We start from the raw sequence: 18,617 nt of genomic DNA, 5'->3' as shown, positions 1-18,617 counted from the left end.
TGTATCCGGCTCGTTTCCTGTTTTTGTCAAAATCGGCAGGCACGTTTACAAGGAGATTGGTCTACATTTGTGCCGATTCGCAAAGGGAGACGCTGAAAATGCGACGGCTTTTGGTCGGGTTGGGCAGCCTTTTGCTCGTGCTGGCAACCATCGTTCTGGTTGTGCCGCTGCTGCTGCCCAAGGACGAAATCAAGCGCCAGGTGGTCGAACAGGTGGACAAGCGTCTCGGCTGGCGTGTCCGTCTGGACGGGCCGGTGAGCCTGTCCCTCTTCCCCGGCTTCTCGCTGGTAGCGGAGAACATCGGAATTTCCGGCGAAGCCGGCGCCGATGGCATCGAATTCGCAAAGGCGGAACGGGTCGAGTTCGGCCTGGCCTGGGCCGGTCTGATATCGGGCAATATCCAGGTTGCCGGGATTTCTCTCGACAAGCCCGATATCTACCTGGAGGTCGGCCCGGACGGCATGACGAGCTGGGAACCGCGCCGGGATATCGCCGGGAAAGCAGAACCAGGACCTGCCACGGAGACCGCCACGCCGCAGAACGCTTCCGGCCAGGACAAAGCCCCGGGCGAGGCAGCAGTTCCCTCCTCTTCCTCCGAGGGTTACCTGAAAAGCATTGGCGTCGACAGCCTGCGTATTTCCGGAGGGACGGTCACCTACAAGGATCCGGGAACGGCGCAGCCGGTCCGGATCTCCGAGCTGGACCTGTCGCTGCAGGCACCGGATCTCCACGGTGAAGTCGATCTGACCTCCAGTTTTATCCTGCAGGGGACGCCCCTCAACATAGCCGGAACCCTGACCGATCCGCTCGGACTGGCGGGAGGGGAACAAACGACGGTAACGCTGGCCGTGTCTTCCGGCGACAATACGATCAAGGCGTCGGGAGGTGTTGGTCTCAAACCCGTTCGGGCCGATCTGACCGTTTCCGGCTCAGGAGCCTCCCTGAAGGCGCTGGCTGCCCTGGCCGGACAGGAGGTTGCTGAAGATCCCGGCGCCTATGCGCTCGATGCCAAGTTGACAGGAACCGAAGCGGCCGTTTCCGTGGCGGATCTCAATCTGACCCTGGGTGAACTCTCCCTCGGTGGCGCCGCGGATATCAATCTGGCCGGGCTCGTCCCGGAGATTTCCGGGCAGATGGTGCTGAAGGAGGGGTCGATTGCCGATCTTCTGCGCCTGGCGGGGCAGGACCTTCCCGCAAGCGGCAAGCTGACGGCCGATATCGGATTTGAAACCGTCGGTCTGACCGGACAGGAACTTGTCGCCGGTCTCGACATCAGGGGAACCATCGGGATCTCGGACGGCGAAATCGGCGGACTCGGCCTTGCCTCGGCGGTTGGCGGCGATCCCGAGGCTGACCGGTTGACCGGCCTCAGTCTTCAGCTGGAGCTTGAGGGGCTGCAGAAGCCCGTCTCCATGGGTGGTGCCCTATCCTGGCGTGGCGAGGCTTTCAGCGTGACGGGGGAAGCGGATACGGCGAAGCTGCTGGCAGGCAACGCCGCGCCCATATCCGTCACGGTCAAGGGCAAGCGCCTGAGCGCGGGCTTCGACGGCCGGGCAGCTTCCAGCGGCGCGGTGGATGGTGCCGTGCGTGTCGAAACCGGCGATCTGCGCGGACTGATGGCCTGGCTCGGACAACCGATCGGTGCGGGTAACGGCCTGAAGACCTTCAAGGCCTCCGGCATTTTCGACGTGAAGGAAAACGCGATTTCCTTCGAGGAAACAAGATTCACGCTGGATGAAACCTCGGGCGAGGCCAACGGCAGGATCCAGCTTGGCGGCAAACCGAAGGTCATGGCACGGCTCTCCTTGCGCGAACTTGTGCTCGATCCTTATCTCGGCAGTTCGTCCGGGTCCGGTGGGGGCGGCGCCGGTGGTGCCTCCGGCAAAACGCAAAAGAACTCCGACGCAGGCGGTGCCAAACGAGGTGGGCCGTCCGGCTGGAGCACGGCTCCGATCGACTTCTCCGGGCTTCAGGCCATGGACGCCGACTTCAAGGTCACCACCCGCGAAATCCGCTGGGACAAGATCAAGATCGACGAGAGTGCCCTGTCGGCCACCATCCAGAACGGTGTCCTGACTGCGTCCCTGGACAAGCTGGCGCTTTACGGCGGGGCCGGAACGGGTTCGGTGACACTGAACGGCGCGAAAGCCACACCGCAAGTGGACGCAAAGTTCTCGCTGGCCGGGCTGAATGCCTACCCGCTCCTGCAGGATGCGGCGGACTTCAGCTGGATCGAAGGCAAGGCGGCCATCGATTTCAACGTGACGTCAACAGGCAATAGCGAACAGGCTCTGGTTCAGGGTCTCAACGGGACAGCGGCTTTCGAATTTGCCGACGGTGCGATCCGTGGCATCAACATTCCGCAGATGGTGCGGGGGCTCTCCGTCGAAACCCTGCTCGGGTGGCAGGAAAACCCCTCGGCGAAAACGGATTTCAGCGAGTTATCCGCCTCGTTCCAGATCGGCAACGGCATTGCCCGGACCGAGGATCTTTCCCTCATCGGCCCGCTGGTGCGCATGAGCGGCAAGGGAACCACGGATATGCCGCGGCAAAGCCTGTCCTGGCGGGTGGAGCCGAAGATCGTCGCCTCCCTGGAAGGCCAGGCGCCGCAGCCGCGCCGCAAGGGCGAGGACAAGAAGCTGGCCGGGCTCGGCGTCCCGATCGTGATCGAGGGTTCCTGGAACGATCCGCGTATCTACCCCGACATCAAGGGTATCCTGGAAAACCCGGAAGCGGCCTACAAGCAGCTTCAGCAGACCGGAGGCGAGCTGATCTCGATCCTCAAGGGCAAGAAGGAACCTTCCAAGGAACTGGTCGACCAGGCCAACAAGGTCATCGAGCAGGCAACCGGCGGACGCACCCAGATCGATGTCCAGAAGGTCATCGAAGGGGACGTCAACGACGAGGAAGTGCTGAAGGCCGTCGAAGAAGGCTTCGGCCTGCCCTCGGGCCTGCTGGGCAATGTCTTCGGGAAAAAGAAGAAGAAAGAGGGTAACTAGCGGTGACGCCAGAGCAAGTTGCGCATGGCTATGGCAAGCCGCTTCTTCATGACCCGTTTGACGTTTGAGGCCGTCGGAGCGTGTGCGTCCAGCCAGATCACGTTGACAGGCATGGACGACATCGTCCTGGTGTCCGTCCGCAAGGGGGCGTCCGGGTCAATAACTTCGTAGAAGCACTCGTAGTCCGGCCACTGGTAGCCGTCTTCCCAGGTCCAGCAATTATGGGCCTGGTAGTGCCGCATCATTACCTGGCCTAGCTGCTTGTCCGTCGGCAGCAGCTCGGATGCGTCTCCCAGTCGCGGCGTGTTTCGTTCCATGAAATAGAGCACGCGGTCGCTGACATAACTTGAGACGAATATCCTGAGGTTCCGTTTCCGCCGAAGAGCGGCGACTGCCCGGAAGACCTGAACATGTTCCTCGTGGCCGTATTCTCCCCAGGGATTGTGGGTCACGACGAGGTCACCGTCGTTCAGGTGCTGGTCAAGCGCCTGTACCAGCGGTTCGAAGTTGTTTTCGTACACATCCTTGTTGCGGCCGCATTGCACGCCGTAGATGGTTTCGACCGGCTGGCGCCAGTGAATGGTGTCGTAACAATGAGATTCCGTGATTTTCAGACTGACGGCGGTTTTGACCGGGAAGTCGTCAAAAACAGTCCGGCGTCCTTCGGTCGTCTGCGCATCGTGTGGCGCCTCGTCATAACAAAGAATAACCTTCCTGGCCGTGGCAAGAATTGAGCTCGCCCACAGGACTTCGTCGTCGGGATGCGCCATGACAATGACGGCTGATTTGAAATCTTCCAGGTTCATCTGCGGGCAGTCTTCGGTCTTGAGAGACGGCTTTCACCGGGTGGCTTCGCCTTTGATTGAAATGTCGTTTTTGAAGGATCGGCCCTTCGTTTCCAATGTTTCCTTCCCCGGCCGAACGACGGCCAAGTTGAAACCCAATTTCCTTAAATGTTGGTTCAATTGCTGGAAGCCATCGTTGAAAGACGTGCGAACATGCAGGAACGGTCGCCTTCGCCGCGATCAAACGGTTCAAATTGATCGGAAAACGCCCTGGGTGTATGGACCCTAGAACTGGCTGGCCTTGCGGGCCAGTTCGATGCCGGGGCTGACTTTCATCAGGCGCATTTCCCCGAAGCTGCGGATGTCCTGCTTGCCGAGGTCGGCGAGCTGGAATTCCTCGACGAGAAATTCCTTCATGCTGTCGGGGGCGACGACGCACATCGGATTGGCGAATTCCTGCAGGCGGGCCGCCAGGTTCACGGCCGAGCCGAAGACGTCGTAGACGTATTTCTGGATGCCGACCACCGAGCCGACCGCGGAGCCCGTGCCGAGCCCGATGCGCGCTTCCCATTTGTACTGGTGGCTCTGGTTGCGCCGCTCAAGGTAGCGGATGAAGCGTACGGCGCAATTGGCGACCGCGCGCATGTGGTCGGGAGAAGGCTCGGGCATGCCGGCCACGGCGAGATAGGCGTCGCCGATGGTCTTGATGCGCTCGCAACCGAACTGCTCGGCGATCCGGTCGAAGGCGGTGAAGATGTCGTTCAACTCGCCGAGCGTCACGGTGGGGTCGTGCTCGGCGGCAAATCTCGTGAATTCGACAAAGTCCAGCATCACCACCGAAACACTGTCGTAAAGCTGGGGCGTGACGACGCCGAAGGTCTTGAATTCCTCATAGACAGAGCGCGGCATCAGGTTGAGCAGCAGGCGTTCGACGCGTTCCTTCTCGCGCTCCAGCTCACGGGTGTTGCGTTCGACCATGGCCGAATAGCTGTCGATCATCGATTCCAGTTCGCGAATGCGGGTGATGTTTTGGCATTCGACCACGTAGAAGTCGTGGGCCTCAGCCGCCGCGCGGGAAATTGTCAGGGCGATGACAAGCGTCCGCCGCTTGATCTTGACCGCGAGTTCTCCCGTGTAGCGGCCGTCTTGTTCAAGGGCGGCGTGGACCGCGTCCATGTCGATGTCATTCAGGACATCCGGCAGGGTTGTTCCGCGTTCAGGGGTGCCGAACCAGTCCGTGAAAGCTTCATTGCAAAAGAGGAACCGGAGGTTCTTCTCACGGACAATCGCGATGCCGACGCCGATGGCACGCAGAAGCTGCTGGTTGATGGCGGTGATGCTCATGACTTGCCCGCCGACAGGATGCAGGATCGTTTGGATTCGACCGCCCTCATGACGGTGTCGATGTCCCTGGGCTCAAAGTTGTGTTCTTCAAGCGTCTGGCTCAAGAGCCGGGCAACCTCGTCGAAATCCTCATGCGTCAGCTTCAAGGATGCATGCGCTCTTCGAAGGCGTTCGTCCGTATAGGAGGCGGGGCCACCCAGAAGAGAGGAAATGAACTTGGTCTGGTGGTCGATAAGACGCGGCATATCGACATCGTCGAAATATTCGCCGATCTGATCTGAATCGAGCACCTTTTCATAAAAGGCCATAACGATCCGGCTGACGAATTTGAATCCGCCATATTTATCAAAGAGCGCTTTGGTCATATTCGTGAAACCCGATTCCTGACCGGTTTCAATCAAGAGTTATGAGACTAAGCGACTGCGAACGCAAAGAAAAGGGTTTCAAGAGAATTCTTGCGCGTTCATTTTCACCTGCCTAACTTTGCGGCACATATGGAGAGGCTGGTCGAAAATTTGAGCTGGCCGCAAATTTTCGGCCTGTTCTGCTGATGTGAAGGGTCAAAAATCAAGACCCAATGCCTTCATCATCTCGTCAACGGCGGCCTCGATCGTTCCCGTGTTCTCGATCCGGATAAGATTGCCAATATTTTCCGGCTCCAGGTCCGCCCGGTTCAGCCGTTCCAGGATCTCTTCCCGGCTCTCGCGCCCACGGGCGGCAAGACGTTCGGCGAGCACCTCAACCGGAGCCGTGATCAGGAGAACGAGGGCGTTCTCGTATTTTTCGGCAGCCCTCGCCAGAATGCTCCGTGAGCCGTTGGCGATGACGGTTCCGCCCGAACGGATGATGTCGTCACAGGATTTCGGGATGACATAGCCGAGGCCATGGGCCTCCCAGGAAAGGGCAGCCTCACCACTGACAGTCAGCCGGTCGAACTCGTCCCGGCTCAACGTGTCGTGGTCTTCGGCATTCGGGTCCGCTTCACGGGTGATCGCCCGCCGGGCGAAATGAACGTCGCGGCGATCCTTCAGCCGCTCACGCAGTGCCAGGATCAGCGTGTCCTTGCCCGCGCCGCTGGGGCCGACCACCAGCACCATGCGCCCGGGGCCGATCTTGCCCGCCTGTTTCCCGCTCCGGTTATCAGGCAACGCGCCGGCCCTCGCGCCAGACGCCGCGGACAACCGGAATGTTGCCGACGAGCCGAACCTGAATAAGATCGGCCCTCAGCCCCGGCGCCAGTTCACCCCGGTCATCGAGACCGATGGCCCGGGCGGGGGTCGAGGTGACCATGGCGACGGCCCGAGGCAGGGAAATCGCCTCGATCTCCCCGGCCAGCTGGAAAGCCGCCTGCACAAGGGAAACCGGCACATAGTCCGAGGAGAGCACATCAAGGTAACCGGCTTCGGCCAGGTCCTTCGCGGAGATGTTGCCGGAGTGGGAGCCGCCGCGCACCACGTTTGGCGCACCCATCAGGACGGCCATTCCGGCCTCGTGAGAGGCCTTGGCGGCTTCCAGCGTGGTCGGGAATTCGGCAATCCTGGTGTTGAGGGCAACGGCTTCCTGAACGTGATCGCAGGTGGCGTCGTCGTGGCTGGCAATGGCAATGCCGCGCTCTGCGGCAATCGCGGAAAGCTGTTTGCGGTTTTCCGGGGCGATGTTTCCGGCGCGTTGCTGGCGGCGGTGGATGAAATCGTCCATTTCGGCGTCGGAAAAGCCCTTCTTGCCCTGATAGTAGACCTTGTAGGCCTCCATCGAGACGAACTGGCGCTGACCGGGCGTATGGTCCATCAGCGACATTAAGCGAATACTGTCATCGTTTTCGAACACCTTGAAGGCGTTCAGGACATCCGGAGCGGAGACCTCGCAGCGCAGGTGGATGAAATGGTCTGCGCGCAGGCGCTTTTCCTTCTGTCCGGTCTCGATGGCATCCGCCAGGATGCGCATGTCCGGGTATTTGAGATCCGCATCCTCGTCCATGCCGACACGCAGCGCATCGAAGACGGTGGTGATGCCGGCACAGGCAATCTGGGCGTCGTGGGCCTGCACGGCGGAGACCGCGTTCCAGCGCACCTTCGGGCGCGGGGCGTAGTGGGTTTCCAGGTGATCGGTGTGCAGTTCGACGAGGCCCGGCAGCAGGAAATCGCCTTCGCAGTCGTGGCCGCCGGTTTCCGTCGGCGAACCGATGCCGGAGATCCTGCCGGTCTCGTCGACGGTCAGCGATCCGTCCAGCACCTCGTCCGCGAGGATGAGCGTTGCGTTCTTGAAGACTTTCGGATGCGTGCTCATGCGGTTTCCTCTTTGGAGCGGCGTTCGACCTTGGCGAGGGCAAATGCAGGGGCGCTATTGCCGGTCAGCTCGAAGGTTGTGTGAACCTGAAAGGGGGCGCCGCGTTCCGCCTCGGTGTAGAGCGCGAAATGGCTGCAGGTTCTGGGGACACCGGTTACCTCGGCGAAAAAGGTCTTCGCCGCGGCCGACATCAATCCGGCTTCACCGTCATCTTCCAGCTTGTTGGAGAGCGTCATGTGGAAGCGGAATTCGTCGAAGATGTAGGGGTAGCCCCATTCGGTCATGTAGGTGTCGAGCTTCCGGCTCAATCCGCTCCTGCGGCGTCGCTCGAGATCGGCATCGGACAGCGGTGCGCGAAAGGGCTCGAACCGGCGGACGCAAAGGGCCGCGAAGGCACGGAGGTCCGTCTCTTCCACATCCGGGGTCAGCGCCAGAAATTTTCCGAGCCGGTTGACGCCGAGGCCCCGAAGCTCAAAGGGCGCGACTTCCCGGGCAAAGGCTTCACAGGTTTCCAGAAGGTTTGCCTCGCCCTGTCCGGGCTTCAGGTGAAACGGGGCCTTCAGCGTGCCGTGGAAACCGTAGCGGCGCGGGTCTGTTGTCAGGTCGTGAAAGCGGGCGGCCGTCAGCCCTTCCACGGCTGGCTGCGGCAGGCTGCCGCCGGAAAACGGATCTCGGCCGAGCCAGGTGTTGCCCAGCTTCATCAGAGGGTCGTCGGCACGGTCCGCAAAATATATGGCGTAGCGCATGATCGGGATTCACGAATTGGTAAATGATGGTGGCCGGTAGGATGGCCTAAAGGTGGGTGATGTCCGTTCTGTGACAGTTTTCACCCACCCGCAAGAGTTTCCTCGTCAAATTGCCTCACGCCGCCGCATCGGCGGCAAAACCGGTGACGTCGATGATGCGGTCGGCGATTTCCTCGCGCACGTCCTGGTCATGCAGGATGCCGACCATCGCGACGCCTTCGGCCTTCTTTTCCTCCACCAGCCGGACGACGACGGCGCGGTTGGCCGCGTCGAGCGAGGCCGTCGGTTCGTCCAGAAGCAGGATCGGGTAATGGGCGATGAAACCCCGGGCTATGTTGACCCGCTGCTGCTCGCCGCCGGAGAAGGTTGCCGGCGGCAGGGTCCAGAGCCGCTCGGGCACATTGAGGCGGGCCAGCAGGGACCGGGCCTTGTCACGGCCTTCCTCCTCGCTCGCCCCTTGCGCGATCAGTGGCTCGGCGACGACATCCTCGGCCGAAACACGCGGGATGGTGCGCAGGAATTGGCTGACATAGCCGATGGTGCTTTCGCGCAAGCGCAGGACTTGTCGCGGTTCGGCCCCGGCCACGTTGATGATTTCCTCTCCGGCAGTGACCAGGATCTGGCCCTCGTCGCAGCGGTAGTTGCCGTAGATCATCTTGAGGATCGAGCTCTTGCCGGCCCCGGACGGTCCGCCGAGGACAACGCATTCCCCCGCATCGACCGAAAATTCAACCTTCGAGACCACGGGAATGACGGCGCCGCCCTGCAGATGCATGGTGAAGGCCTTGCCGACATTGTTGAGATAAAGGCGTACGGGCATAGCGGGTTTCCTTACACCTGGAGAATGGAAGAGACGAGCAACTGGGTATAGGGCTCGCGCGGATCGTCGAGCACCTGATCGGTCAACCCGCTTTCGATGACATTGCCCTGGCGCATCACCATGATCCGGTGCGACAGCAACCGGGCGACGGCAAGATCGTGGGTGACGATCACCACGGACAGGCCGAGGTCCGCCACCAGACGGCGCAAGAGGTCAAGGAGGCGCGCCTGCACCGAGACATCCAGTCCTCCAGTCGGCTCGTCCATGAAGACCAGCCGCGGCCCGGTCACCAGGTTGCGGGCGATCTGCAGGCGCTGGCGCATGCCGCCGGAGAAGGAGCGCGGGTCGTCGTCGATGCGGTCGCTTTCGATTTCCACCCGGCCGAGCCAGTCGTCGGCGGTGGCGCGGATGTTGCCATAGTGCCGGTCGCCAACCGCCATCAGACGTTCGCCGACGTTGGCTCCGGCGGAGACGTTCATGCGCAGGCCGTCTGCGGCGTTCTGGTGCACGAAGCCCCAGTCCGTGCGCATCAGCAGGCGCCGTTCGGCTTCGCTCAGCTGATAGAGGTTGCGCATGGTGCCGTCTCGCATGCGGTATTCGATGGCGCCCGCCGTCGGCGCCAGGCGCGTTGAAAGACAGTTGAGCAGCGTGGTCTTGCCTGACCCGCTCTCGCCGACGATCGCCAGAACCTCGCCGGGCCACAGGTCGAAGGAGACCTCCCGGCAGCCAATGCGGTCGCCATAGTAGCGGGTGACGTTGTGAACCTGCAGAAGCGGTTCCTGGCTCTCAAGCAAACTCATCGGACTGTCTCCTCTGCCTTGCAGGCGATCTCGGCGGCAGCCGGGTCCGCGGCCATGGGACCCAGGTGACCCTCCGCCCGTCTTTCCTCGCAATAATCGCTATCGGAACAGACGAACATGCGCCCGCCCCGGTCATCGAGGATGACCTCGTCGAGATAGACGTTCTCGGCGCCGCAGAGGCCGCAGGGCTTGTCGAACTTCTGCACCTCGAAGGGGTAGTCCTCGAAGTCGAGGCTTTTCACCTTTGTGTAGGGCGGGATGGCATAGATGCGTTTTTCCCGGCCGGCGCCATAGAGTTGCAGTGCGGCCATCCGGTCGATCTTCGGATTGTCGAATTTCGGCGTCGGCGAGGGATCCATCACGTAGCGGTCGTTGACCTTCACCGGATAGGCGTAGGTCGTGGCGATATGGCCGTTCTTGGCGATATCCTCGTAGAGCTTCACATGCATGAGGCCGTAATCCTCCAGCGCGTGCATCTTGCGGGTCTCGGTCTCGCGCGGCTCCAGGAAGCGAAGCGGCTCGGGGATCGGTACCTGGAAGACGAGGATCTGGTCTTCGCGCAGGGGTTTTTCCGGAATGCGGTGGCGGGTCTGGATGACGCTCGCCTCCGCTGTTTCAAAGGTCGTGCGCACACCTGCGGTCTTTTCGAAAAAGCCGCGCAGGGACACCGCATTGGTGGTGTCGTCGGACCCCTGGTCGATCATCTTCAGGCAATCGTCGTTGCCCAGGATCGAGGCGGTCACCTGAACGCCGCCGGTGCCCCAGCCATAGGGCATCGGCATTTCGCGGGAGGCGAAAGGCACCTGGTAGCCCGGGATGGCGATGCCTTTCAGGATCGCCCGGCGGATCATGCGTTTGGTCTGTTCATCCAGATAGGCGAAATTGTATTCGCCCTGCTCATAAATACTCGCCGTATCGTTCATTCTGCGGCCTCCCGGGCGGTGTCGCCCTCTTCCGGGCGGCGTTTTTCGAACCATTCGGCGCGCATGCGGCGCACCAGGTCGAGTTCGGCCTGGAAGTCGACGTAATGCGGTAGTTTCAGGTGTTCCACGAAGCCGGTTGCCTGGATGTTGTCGGAGTGGGACAGGACGAATTCGACGTCCTGCGCGGGGGCGGTTTGTTCCTCGCCCAGCTCCTGCCAGCGCAGGGAGCGGTCAACCATGGCCATGGACATGGCTTTCCTTTCCACCTGGCCGAAGACGAGGCCGTAGCCGCGGGTGAAGGTTGGCGCCGCCTTGGCGGAGCCCTGGAACTGGTTGACCATCTGGCACTCGGTCACCTTGATGGTGCCGAGGGTGACGGCAAAGCCGAGTTCCTCGGCATAGAACTCCACCTCGACTTCGCCAAAGCGGATTTCGCCCGCGAACGGGTGGGTGCGGCCATAGCCGCGCTGGGTGGAATAGGCGAGGGCAAGCAGGAAACCCTCGTCGCCGCGGGCAAGGTTCTGAAGGCGCAGGTCCCGGTCGGCCGGGAAGGATAGCGGCTCGCGGGTGAGGTCGCCCACGGGGGCGTTCTCATCCGTCACCGGGTCGGGTTCCATCAAGCCCTCGTCGCCGAGAAGATCCGTGACGCGCGGCATGCGTTCGTCCACGAAGGGCTCCGTTTCGACGGTCGCTTCACTACCGTCCTCCTCCGCGGCCAGTGCAAAATCCAGAAGCCGGTGGCTGTAGTCGAAGGTCGGGCCCAGCACCTGGCCGCCGGGGAGGTCCTTGTAGGTGGCGGACACCCGCCGTTCGACCAGCATGGCGCCGGTGTCGACGGGCCGGCTGTAACCGAAGCGCGGCAGGGTGGTGCGGTAGGCGCGCATCAGGAAGGCGGCTTCGATCAGATCGCCGCGCGCCTGCTTGATGGCAAGGGCGGCAAGGCTCTCGTCATAGAGCGAACCTTCCCCCATCACCCGGGCAACGGAATGGGACAGCTGCACGGCGATCTGGTCGAGGGTCAGCGCGGGAACGGAGGTATCGCCCCGGCGCCGCTTGGCGGTGAGCTTGTGGGCGTTGCGGATGGCCTTTTCGCCACCCTTGACGGCTACATACATGGGGTCACACCTCTGTCGTCTGAATGCGGGTGGAACGCGGCAGCGCGGCGATTTTCGTCTCTCCGGCAAAGACAAGATCGACCCCGCGCGGGAACTGCCGGTTGTTGGCGACGACCTGGTCCCAGAAGACGGGCGGCACCGGACCGGTGGCGAACCCTTCGGTTTCCTTGATGCCGGGGCCTGCCAGCATGACGGAGGGTTTCCTGCCGAACTCCTGGCCCGACAGGATGACGGTCGTGGAGCGGTCCGGATATTCGGCCGAGCCCTGGTTAAAGCTTGCGAGCGGGATCATGTGCAGCGGGTCGGAGACCAGCGCGAAGGCCGCCTCCACCGGTTCGCCTGTGATCGGGCAGCCGGTGTGGAACCGCAGGAACGATTTGACCGCTTCCGACGTCATCAGCGGCCGGTCCAGCCAGATCGGGGTATCGTAATCGAAGAGCGTCAGCGCGATGGCGGCAGTTGCCGGGGACAGCGGTGCCGGGGGTGTCAGTCCGCCGGTCTGAAGTGCCTGAAGGGTGCCCGGCCGGGCCATGGCGTTCATGACTGCCCGGAAAACGCCCTGCGCCTCATGGACTGGATCGCGAAAACCGGCAGCGAGCGGCGTTGCGCCGGTCGAAGGGGTTGCAGTCGCGGTGGTCATCAGTTGTCTCCCCGCACCATGGTGAAGAAGTTGACCTTGGTCGCTTCGGTTTCCCGTTTGACCGTGTCCCGGGCGCTTTCCTGCGTGGCCTTGAGCGGGGCAATGATGTCCGTCTCGACCTTTTCCCGCATGTCGTCGCGCTGCCAGAGGGCGTCGATCACCGCCGATTGCAGCGCCTTCTTCTTGCTGCGGCCGAGGCTGTAGGCGCTGCCGGTTTCGCCGGTTTCAAGGCGGACGACACAGCGGGTCACGGTGACTTCGCCAAGGTTGAACGGGCTGCCGGTGCCGCCCATGCGGCCGCGGACCATGACGAGGCCCGTTTCGGGCTGGCGGACAAGGTCATAAGCGGGTGGGGTCAGGGCATCGAATTTTTCGGCGACGGCCTCGGGTGTGGCGGCTGCCAGTGTGGCCATGAGGGCTTTCCGGGTGGCCTGGGTAGCAGCCAGATCACCTTCAGCAGGCAGGTCGGGGGTGGGGTCGGTCATGAAGCGCACCTTCGGATGTGGGCGGTTTCAGGAGGGAAAAGCGAATTCCGGTTTTGATCTAAACTTGATTTGTCTATTTGTCTAGACAAATAATCCGTTTGACTCTTTGGTACCGAAACTTGATGACGGTCGCATGACGAAAATCAGCACACTCGACCGCAGCGCGGGCATTGCCGTCTGGCGTCAGATCATGGAAACGCTGAAGGCGGATATCGTCAGCGGAGCTTTTGAGAAGGGCAGCCGCCTGCCGCCGGAAGCCGAGCTTGCCGCCCGTTTCGGCGTCAACCGGCACACGGTGCGCCGGGCGATCGCGGCGCTGACTGCGGAGGGGATCCTGCGGGCGGATCAGGGCCGGGGCACATTTGTCGCGGCCGCGCCGCTGACCTATCCGATCGGGCCGCGCACGCGGTTTTCGGAAATCGTTTCGGGTCAGGACCGGGCGCCGAGCGGCCGTCTCGTCGGTTCCGCCACCGAGGAAGCCGATGCGCTGCTGGCAAGCCAGCTTGAGGTGCCGCTCGGCACCCTGCTGATCCGGGTGAAAACCTTGAGGGTTGCCGACGGCGTTCCGATGATCGCCGCGACCAGTTGGTTCGAGCAGGCGCGCGTGCCGAACTTCGTCGCCGATTATGCCGAGAGCGGATCGATCACGGCGGCCCTGAAAAAGGCCGGAATCGAGGATTACCGCCGCAAGGAAACCCGCATCACCGCGGAACTCGTCGAGGCGGAAGACGCCCGCCAGCTCGGTCTCGCGCTGGGCCAGCCGGTGCTGGTGATGGAAAGCGTCAATCTGGATCCGGACGGCAGACCCATCCAGATCACCCGCGCCCGCGTCGCCGCCGACCGGATGCAGCTGGTGGTGAACGGCACGTGACGGTCGGCGCGTACGGTTTCTGTCCGGAACCTGGCTATAGTCCCTGAAATTATTCGACGCCGTCGGAATAAAACGATCTTCCCCAACGTTAGTGTGCCGAAGGAACCATTGTGACTTCGGGTTGCGCACGCCAATGAGGGAGGAAAGCATGACGCAGGACGGCAATAAAAATGAGCATGTCGGCGAGTTTTTCGCGAAGGATCCGGAAAGGGCCGATTTCGAGTTTTTCGGGCGTATCGCCAACTCCGACCGGCGTGGTTTTTTAAGAAACACCGGACTTGCGACGATGGCCGCGATGGTCGGCACCGCCATTCCCTTCCACCGCAACATGCCGGTCGGGCTGGTGCCGGCGGCCTTTGCTTCGGAGGATGTGCTGGTCGGCAAGGACGGGCTCACCTTGCTGAACGACCGGCCCGTGAACGCGGAAACGCCGCCGGAACTGCTGGATGACGCCATCACGCCGACCAGCCGGCACTTCATCCGCAACAACGGGCTGCCGCCGGAAGAAGCGGATCCCGCGACGTGGACGCTGACGGTCGACGGCTTCGTCGACAATCCGATGGAACTGACGATCGCTGACCTGCGCGCGCAGTTCGACGTCGTCACCATGGCCTTGACCATCGAGTGCGGCGGCAACGGACGTGCCTTCTTCGATCCGCCCGCCAGTGGCAACCAGTGGACCTACGGCGCGGTGGCTTGTTCGGAATGGACCGGCGTCCGCCTGAAGGACGTTCTGGAGAAGGCGGGTGTGCAATCGAACGTCGTCTACACCGCCCATTACGGGGCCGACGGGCACCTGTCGGGCGATGCCGACAAATTGCCGATCTCCCGGGGCCTTCCCATCGCCAAGGCCCTGACCGACAACATCCTGATCGCCTTCGAGATGAACGGCGAGGCGCTGCATCCGATGAACGGCGCGCCCTTGCGGCTGGTGGTTCCCGGCTGGCCGGGGTCGTGCTCGCAGAAATGGCTGCGGCGCATCGAGCTCAGGGATCAGGTGCATGACGGGCCGAAGATGACCGGTACCGCCTACCGCGTGCCCGGCCATCCGGTGGCTGCGGGCGAGGACGTACCGAAGGAGGATTTCCAGATCATCGAGCGCATGCCGGTGAAATCGCTGGTGACCTTCCCGGCGAACGGCGCGGCGATCGGCATGTCGACGGAGGTGCGCGGCCACGCCTGGTCCGGCGACCGGACGATCGAACGTGTCGATATTTCCGTGGACTTCGGCAGCACATGGGTGCAGGCGGAGCTCGACGCACCGGTCAATTCCGGCGCGTGGCAGAACTGGCGTGCCAATGTCGCCCTGCCGGTGAACGGTTACTACGAGATCTGGGCGCGGGCGACCGACAGCGCGCAGGAAATGCAGCCGTTCGCCATCAACTGGAACCCGAAGGGCTATCTCAACAACACGATGCACCGCGTCGGTGTACGTGCCAGCTGAGGATACCCGCCCGGACTGCTCCAGCAGCCCGGGCGCTTTTTCTTCGGGAGACATGAATGCGATTTGGTGTTTTTGGGGCGGGTTTGATTGTTTCCGCCGGGATTCTGGCGGTGCAGGCGGTTCCCGGCAAGGCCGCGGGCACGGACGAAGACGCGGAGTTCGGGGTTCTGAAGGTCGCCGAGGGGGTGGAAGAGACTTACTACACCTGCACGGCCTGCCATTCGGAGCGGATCGTCGCGCAGCAGGGCCTTTCCCGTGCGCATTGGGACGAACTGATGGAGTGGATGGTGGAGGAACAGGGGATGAACGAAATCGACGAGCCCGACCGTACTCTCATCCTTGACTACCTGTCAGAACACTACAACGAAGACCGGCCGAATTTTCCCAGGCGATAATACCGGCAAGTCCTGATCCGTGCCTCTTTCAGGGCCGTACCCCGGGGTCACGTACACCTGCTGGCCTTTTGCGTTGCCTCGCGCAGTGCCAGCACGGTGGAGGGCCGGGTCTGCCTGCGGGTTTCCTCTTCCAGGTAACCGGCAATCGCGGCGAATTTTTCCCGGTCCATGCCGACAGCCAGAACGGCGAAGTAGCGTTCGCCGAAGTTCCACTGGCGGCCTTCCATGTGCCCGTCGGCGGGAAGCTCGATGGGACCCGACAGGGCAAAGAACGTCAGCCGGCATCCCCGTTGCCCCGAATAATGTGCGGCCGTGCCGATGCCGGTCTCGCGGGAGGCGACAAAGGTCAGGTTCGCGGCGCTGAGGTCGGGAAGCCCCCGCAAAGCCACGGTGGTGTGCGCACCGCTGGTGCCGAGCGCGAAGGTCTGGTCGAGGAATTCGGCATGGATCTTCATCGCGCCGGAAGGGGAAGAGGGCAGTGCCAGATAGGCAAAGCCTGCGATCGAGGCGGCCAGGACGCCGCCGGCCCCCCATTTCCATCGGGAAGATCGCCACAGGGAAGTGGTGTGGCGCGTGGGCCGGCTTGCCGGAGCGGCGCTCTCCGGGTGCAGGGCGGCAAGGCTTAGCGAAACCTCGCGCACGCAGGCAAGGGCAGCGGCCAGATCCGGCTCGTTCTTCAGCCGGGTTTCGAATGCCTGCCTGTCGCGCGGCGCCATTTCGCCGTCGCTGTAGGCATTTACCCGTTCCCAGTCCTGTTCGCTTATCTCGGTCTTCATTTGCGTCTCGTTGCCGAAGCGGTGCAGTCTTTGCCGTCCACAAGTTCCAGCAGCGCCCTTCTGGCCCGGCTCACACGGCTCATGACCGTCCCCTTGGGCACGCCGATGATCTCGGCGGTTTCGGCATATTTCAGGTTCATCACGTCGATGAGAAACAATATCTCCCTGAAGTCCGGACTCAACTTCTCAAAGGCGAACCGTAACAATATGTCGCGTTCGCGGTCCCGCGTTCCGTCCCCTTCCCGGGAAAGACGTCTTTGGGTGGCGGAATATTCCCGCCGGACCCTGCGCTTGCGAAGTTCGTCAAAATGCAGGTTCCTGATGACACGAAAGATCCAGGGGCGCAGGTCCCTGAGCCTGCCGGGCCTGTCCGGCGCTCTGAGCGTGCGTTCGACCGCATCCTGCACAAGATCCTCGGCTTCGTCGGCGGACCGGCTGATCGAGGTTGCGTAGGCCCTCATCTCTGGCAGAAGGATTTCGATGTCTTTCAGTCCGGGCATGGTGAAATCATGCCTGATAGCGGTCCGAATTGACAGGTTCTTAAGCGAGAGTGGTCTCCCTCCCGATGCCGCCGTCTTGGCGGCCGGCAGTGTTCGCCAGGCAGTGTTCGCCAGGCCGCGGGCCGGGTCCGGTGGTTCATCCCGGTTCTGTGATGTGAAGCACAGGCGCATGCGGGCGCAAGCGTTAAGATCGTCCCATGGTCGGTCTGTTCATCGGATGCAGACCGCGCGGGCGAAAGGGGGAACTGTCAGCGAAGGTGTTTGGACATGGACGAGAAAGAAAAACTAACACAGCACGTCAAGGCCGTGCCCCAGTATCTGAACGACAAGCGCATGGTCGATGTTCTGACCCAGATCCCCGACCTGAACCGCCGGCTGCTCTGCCTGCACCGCTACATTCGCATTCTCGACAAGCGAAGCGGCAAATGGGTCGACGAACATTGGGCCTTCACCAAGGACGACTACAAGGAATGGAAGAAGACCGACGACTTCAAGCTGCGCGGGCGTGAGATCAAGGCAATTCAGGACAGGTTCACCAAGAGCAACAAGGGGTACAAGCTGATCGCGGGCAGCAAGTTCCGCCCGCTTGCCAAGCAGATCGAAAACTGGAACGAAAACAAGAGCGTTCGGCTGAATTCCGAAACCTATTTCAACCTCGCCCTGACGGAACTGAAGAAACCGTCCTACTGCGGCCTCGACACGTTTCTGGACACAACAAACCCGAAGTGCACGGAAAGCGAGGTCACCTCCATCCAGACCTTCTATAATTTCCTGAACCAGAAATACCGTCCCAAGCCGAGCCTCATGGTGGCAACGCCGGGCTTTTCCAACCACGGGACAGGCCTTGCGATCGATTTTGTCGTCAAGAAGACCGACGGTACCGTGATCGTATCGGCGACCAACGCCAGCAAATGGACCTCTTCGGGCTGGGCGGAAAAACTCGCCACCGCCATGAGAGGGGCCGCGCATTTCAACGGTCCGCTCAAAACGCCGAACGAGCCGTGGCACTGGACCTTCGATCCGGACTGACGCTTCGGGAACGGAAAGCGTTACGCAGGGTTTCCCGGCCTTTCACCGCGTCAATTCGGATGCAGCGCAGCGAAGATCCGGGACCTGCGAGCCGAGATCCTGAAATAAGGTCCGCAGGCTTGTGTCTCTCCAGTCCCGGCTCGCGCTTTGCTTGGCCGGGATGACCGCGAGAGGGCAGGGCCCCTGGTCCAGTCCGGGGCACCCTCCGGTGCCCCTCGTGAGCTTCCTGAAGTCAGGCCGCGGAGAAATACGGTGACAGTCTCTCGCGGATACGCGCCAGCGGCGTTTCGCCGGCAAGATCCGGTTCGAAGGTCTTGCCGGTGATGGACTCATAGGCGTCGATATAGACCCTTGAGGTTTCCTCGATCAGTGCTTCGGGAATTTCCGGAACCGGGTCCTTGTAAGGATCGCAGCGGGCATCGACCCAGGCGCGGATGATATCCTTGTCGAATGACGGCGGGCGCCCACCTTCTTCAAAGGCTTTCTCATAGCCATCAGCCAGCCAGAAACGTGAACTGTCGGGCGTATGGATCTCATCAGCCAGGAGGATGTTCCCCTCCTCATCTACGCCGAATTCGTATTTGGTATCGACCAGGATCAGTCCGCGATCCGCTGCCATTTGCTGGCCACGGGCGAAAAGGCTCAGCGCGATCGACGAT

General features: G+C 62.1%; 20 protein-coding genes. 5 read left to right on the top strand and 15 right to left on the bottom strand.

Going from position 1 to position 18,617, the window contains the following annotated elements; translation table 11 throughout:
- Positions 1-98 precede the first annotated feature (98 nt).
- Positions 99-2,999 (top strand): AsmA family protein, encoded by a 2,901-nt coding sequence (locus ACQY7U_RS19415; protein WP_428648030.1) that lies wholly within the window; start codon positions 99-101, stop codon positions 2,997-2,999.
- Here ACQY7U_RS19415 and ACQY7U_RS19410 read toward each other — a convergent pair.
- The 12 genes from ACQY7U_RS19410 to phnG form a co-directional block, all read right to left on the bottom strand.
- A complete protein-coding gene (locus tag ACQY7U_RS19410) occupies positions 2,996-3,805 on the bottom strand; it encodes a hypothetical protein (RefSeq protein ID WP_428648027.1) in 810 nt (269 codons plus the stop codon). The genes ACQY7U_RS19415 and ACQY7U_RS19410 overlap by 4 nt on opposite strands.
- A gap of 264 nt (positions 3,806-4,069) precedes the next feature.
- Complete coding sequence (locus ACQY7U_RS19405; RefSeq protein WP_428648025.1) at positions 4,070-5,128, bottom strand: adenylate/guanylate cyclase domain-containing protein; 1,059 nt, start codon at positions 5,126-5,128, stop codon at positions 4,070-4,072.
- Positions 5,125-5,493, bottom strand: coding sequence for a group I truncated hemoglobin (locus tag ACQY7U_RS19400; protein WP_428648022.1), 369 nt, complete (start codon positions 5,491-5,493; stop codon positions 5,125-5,127). Before ACQY7U_RS19400 ends, ACQY7U_RS19405 begins: the two co-directional genes overlap by 4 nt.
- Positions 5,494-5,688: 195 nt before the next feature.
- Positions 5,689-6,276 (bottom strand): phosphonate metabolism protein/1,5-bisphosphokinase (PRPP-forming) PhnN, encoded by a 588-nt coding sequence (gene phnN / locus ACQY7U_RS19395; protein WP_428648019.1) that lies wholly within the window; start codon positions 6,274-6,276, stop codon positions 5,689-5,691.
- Complete coding sequence (locus tag ACQY7U_RS19390; protein WP_428648016.1) at positions 6,269-7,414, bottom strand: alpha-D-ribose 1-methylphosphonate 5-triphosphate diphosphatase; 1,146 nt, start codon at positions 7,412-7,414, stop codon at positions 6,269-6,271. The genes phnN and ACQY7U_RS19390 overlap by 8 nt, the downstream gene beginning before the upstream one ends.
- Positions 7,411-8,160, bottom strand: coding sequence for a DUF1045 domain-containing protein (locus ACQY7U_RS19385; RefSeq protein WP_428648014.1), 750 nt, complete (start codon positions 8,158-8,160; stop codon positions 7,411-7,413). The genes ACQY7U_RS19390 and ACQY7U_RS19385 overlap by 4 nt, the downstream gene beginning before the upstream one ends.
- Positions 8,161-8,275: 115 nt before the next feature.
- A complete protein-coding gene (phnL, locus tag ACQY7U_RS19380; RefSeq protein ID WP_428648011.1) occupies positions 8,276-8,980 on the bottom strand; it encodes a phosphonate C-P lyase system protein PhnL in 705 nt (234 codons plus the stop codon).
- 11 nt (positions 8,981-8,991) lie between these two features.
- Entirely contained in the window at positions 8,992-9,780 is a 789-nt protein-coding gene (phnK, locus tag ACQY7U_RS19375; RefSeq protein ID WP_428648008.1) for a phosphonate C-P lyase system protein PhnK, read from the bottom strand.
- Positions 9,777-10,703, bottom strand: a complete 927-nt coding sequence (locus ACQY7U_RS19370; protein ID WP_428648005.1) for an alpha-D-ribose 1-methylphosphonate 5-phosphate C-P-lyase PhnJ — start codon at positions 10,701-10,703, stop codon at positions 9,777-9,779. The genes phnK and ACQY7U_RS19370 overlap by 4 nt, the downstream gene beginning before the upstream one ends.
- Positions 10,700-11,818, bottom strand: a complete 1,119-nt coding sequence (locus ACQY7U_RS19365; RefSeq protein ID WP_428648002.1) for a carbon-phosphorus lyase complex subunit PhnI — start codon at positions 11,816-11,818, stop codon at positions 10,700-10,702. The genes ACQY7U_RS19370 and ACQY7U_RS19365 overlap by 4 nt, the downstream gene beginning before the upstream one ends.
- A 4-nt stretch (positions 11,819-11,822) precedes the next feature.
- Positions 11,823-12,458: a phosphonate C-P lyase system protein PhnH gene (phnH, locus tag ACQY7U_RS19360; protein WP_428647999.1), complete on the bottom strand. Its 636-nt coding sequence runs from the start codon at positions 12,456-12,458 to the stop codon at positions 11,823-11,825.
- A complete protein-coding gene (gene phnG, locus ACQY7U_RS19355; protein ID WP_428647996.1) occupies positions 12,458-12,943 on the bottom strand; it encodes a phosphonate C-P lyase system protein PhnG in 486 nt (161 codons plus the stop codon). The genes phnH and phnG overlap by 1 nt, the downstream gene beginning before the upstream one ends.
- A 133-nt stretch (positions 12,944-13,076) precedes the next feature.
- Between phnG and phnF the strand changes: the two genes are divergently transcribed.
- The 3 genes from phnF to ACQY7U_RS19340 all read left to right on the top strand — a co-directional run bounded on the left by phnF (position 13,077) and on the right by ACQY7U_RS19340 (position 15,653).
- Positions 13,077-13,814: a phosphonate metabolism transcriptional regulator PhnF gene (gene phnF, locus ACQY7U_RS19350; protein WP_428647993.1), complete on the top strand. Its 738-nt coding sequence runs from the start codon at positions 13,077-13,079 to the stop codon at positions 13,812-13,814.
- A 148-nt stretch (positions 13,815-13,962) separates the two neighbouring features.
- Positions 13,963-15,258 (top strand): sulfite oxidase, encoded by a 1,296-nt coding sequence (locus ACQY7U_RS19345; RefSeq protein ID WP_428647990.1) that lies wholly within the window; start codon positions 13,963-13,965, stop codon positions 15,256-15,258.
- A 56-nt stretch (positions 15,259-15,314) separates the two neighbouring features.
- Positions 15,315-15,653 carry a hypothetical protein gene (locus ACQY7U_RS19340; protein ID WP_428647987.1) on the top strand — a complete coding sequence of 113 codons (339 nt, stop codon included), beginning with the start codon at positions 15,315-15,317 and terminating at the stop codon, positions 15,651-15,653.
- 47 nt (positions 15,654-15,700) lie between these two features.
- On the opposite strand, the gene ACQY7U_RS19335 is transcribed toward ACQY7U_RS19340, so the two are convergent.
- Positions 15,701-16,429: an anti-sigma factor family protein gene (locus tag ACQY7U_RS19335; protein WP_428647985.1), complete on the bottom strand. Its 729-nt coding sequence runs from the start codon at positions 16,427-16,429 to the stop codon at positions 15,701-15,703.
- Positions 16,426-16,929 (bottom strand): RNA polymerase sigma factor, encoded by a 504-nt coding sequence (locus ACQY7U_RS19330; protein WP_428647982.1) that lies wholly within the window; start codon positions 16,927-16,929, stop codon positions 16,426-16,428. The genes ACQY7U_RS19335 and ACQY7U_RS19330 overlap by 4 nt, the downstream gene beginning before the upstream one ends.
- Positions 16,930-17,196: 267 nt before the next feature.
- On the opposite strand from ACQY7U_RS19330, the gene ACQY7U_RS19325 reads away from it, so the two are divergent.
- Positions 17,197-17,958, top strand: a complete 762-nt coding sequence (locus tag ACQY7U_RS19325) for a D-alanyl-D-alanine carboxypeptidase family protein (protein WP_428647979.1) — start codon at positions 17,197-17,199, stop codon at positions 17,956-17,958.
- Between the two features lie 232 nt (positions 17,959-18,190).
- Here ACQY7U_RS19325 and ACQY7U_RS19320 read toward each other — a convergent pair.
- On the bottom strand, positions 18,191-18,617 hold a 427-nt coding region (locus ACQY7U_RS19320), incomplete at its 5' end, for a phosphoribosylaminoimidazolesuccinocarboxamide synthase (RefSeq protein WP_428647977.1).

Origin of the sequence: Roseibium sp. (assembly GCF_050301095.1) — a bacterium.
Classification (GTDB): domain Bacteria; phylum Pseudomonadota; class Alphaproteobacteria; order Rhizobiales; family Stappiaceae; genus Roseibium.
Note: the sequence above shows the minus strand (reverse complement) of the source record. Positions and strands in the feature narration are given on the sequence as shown.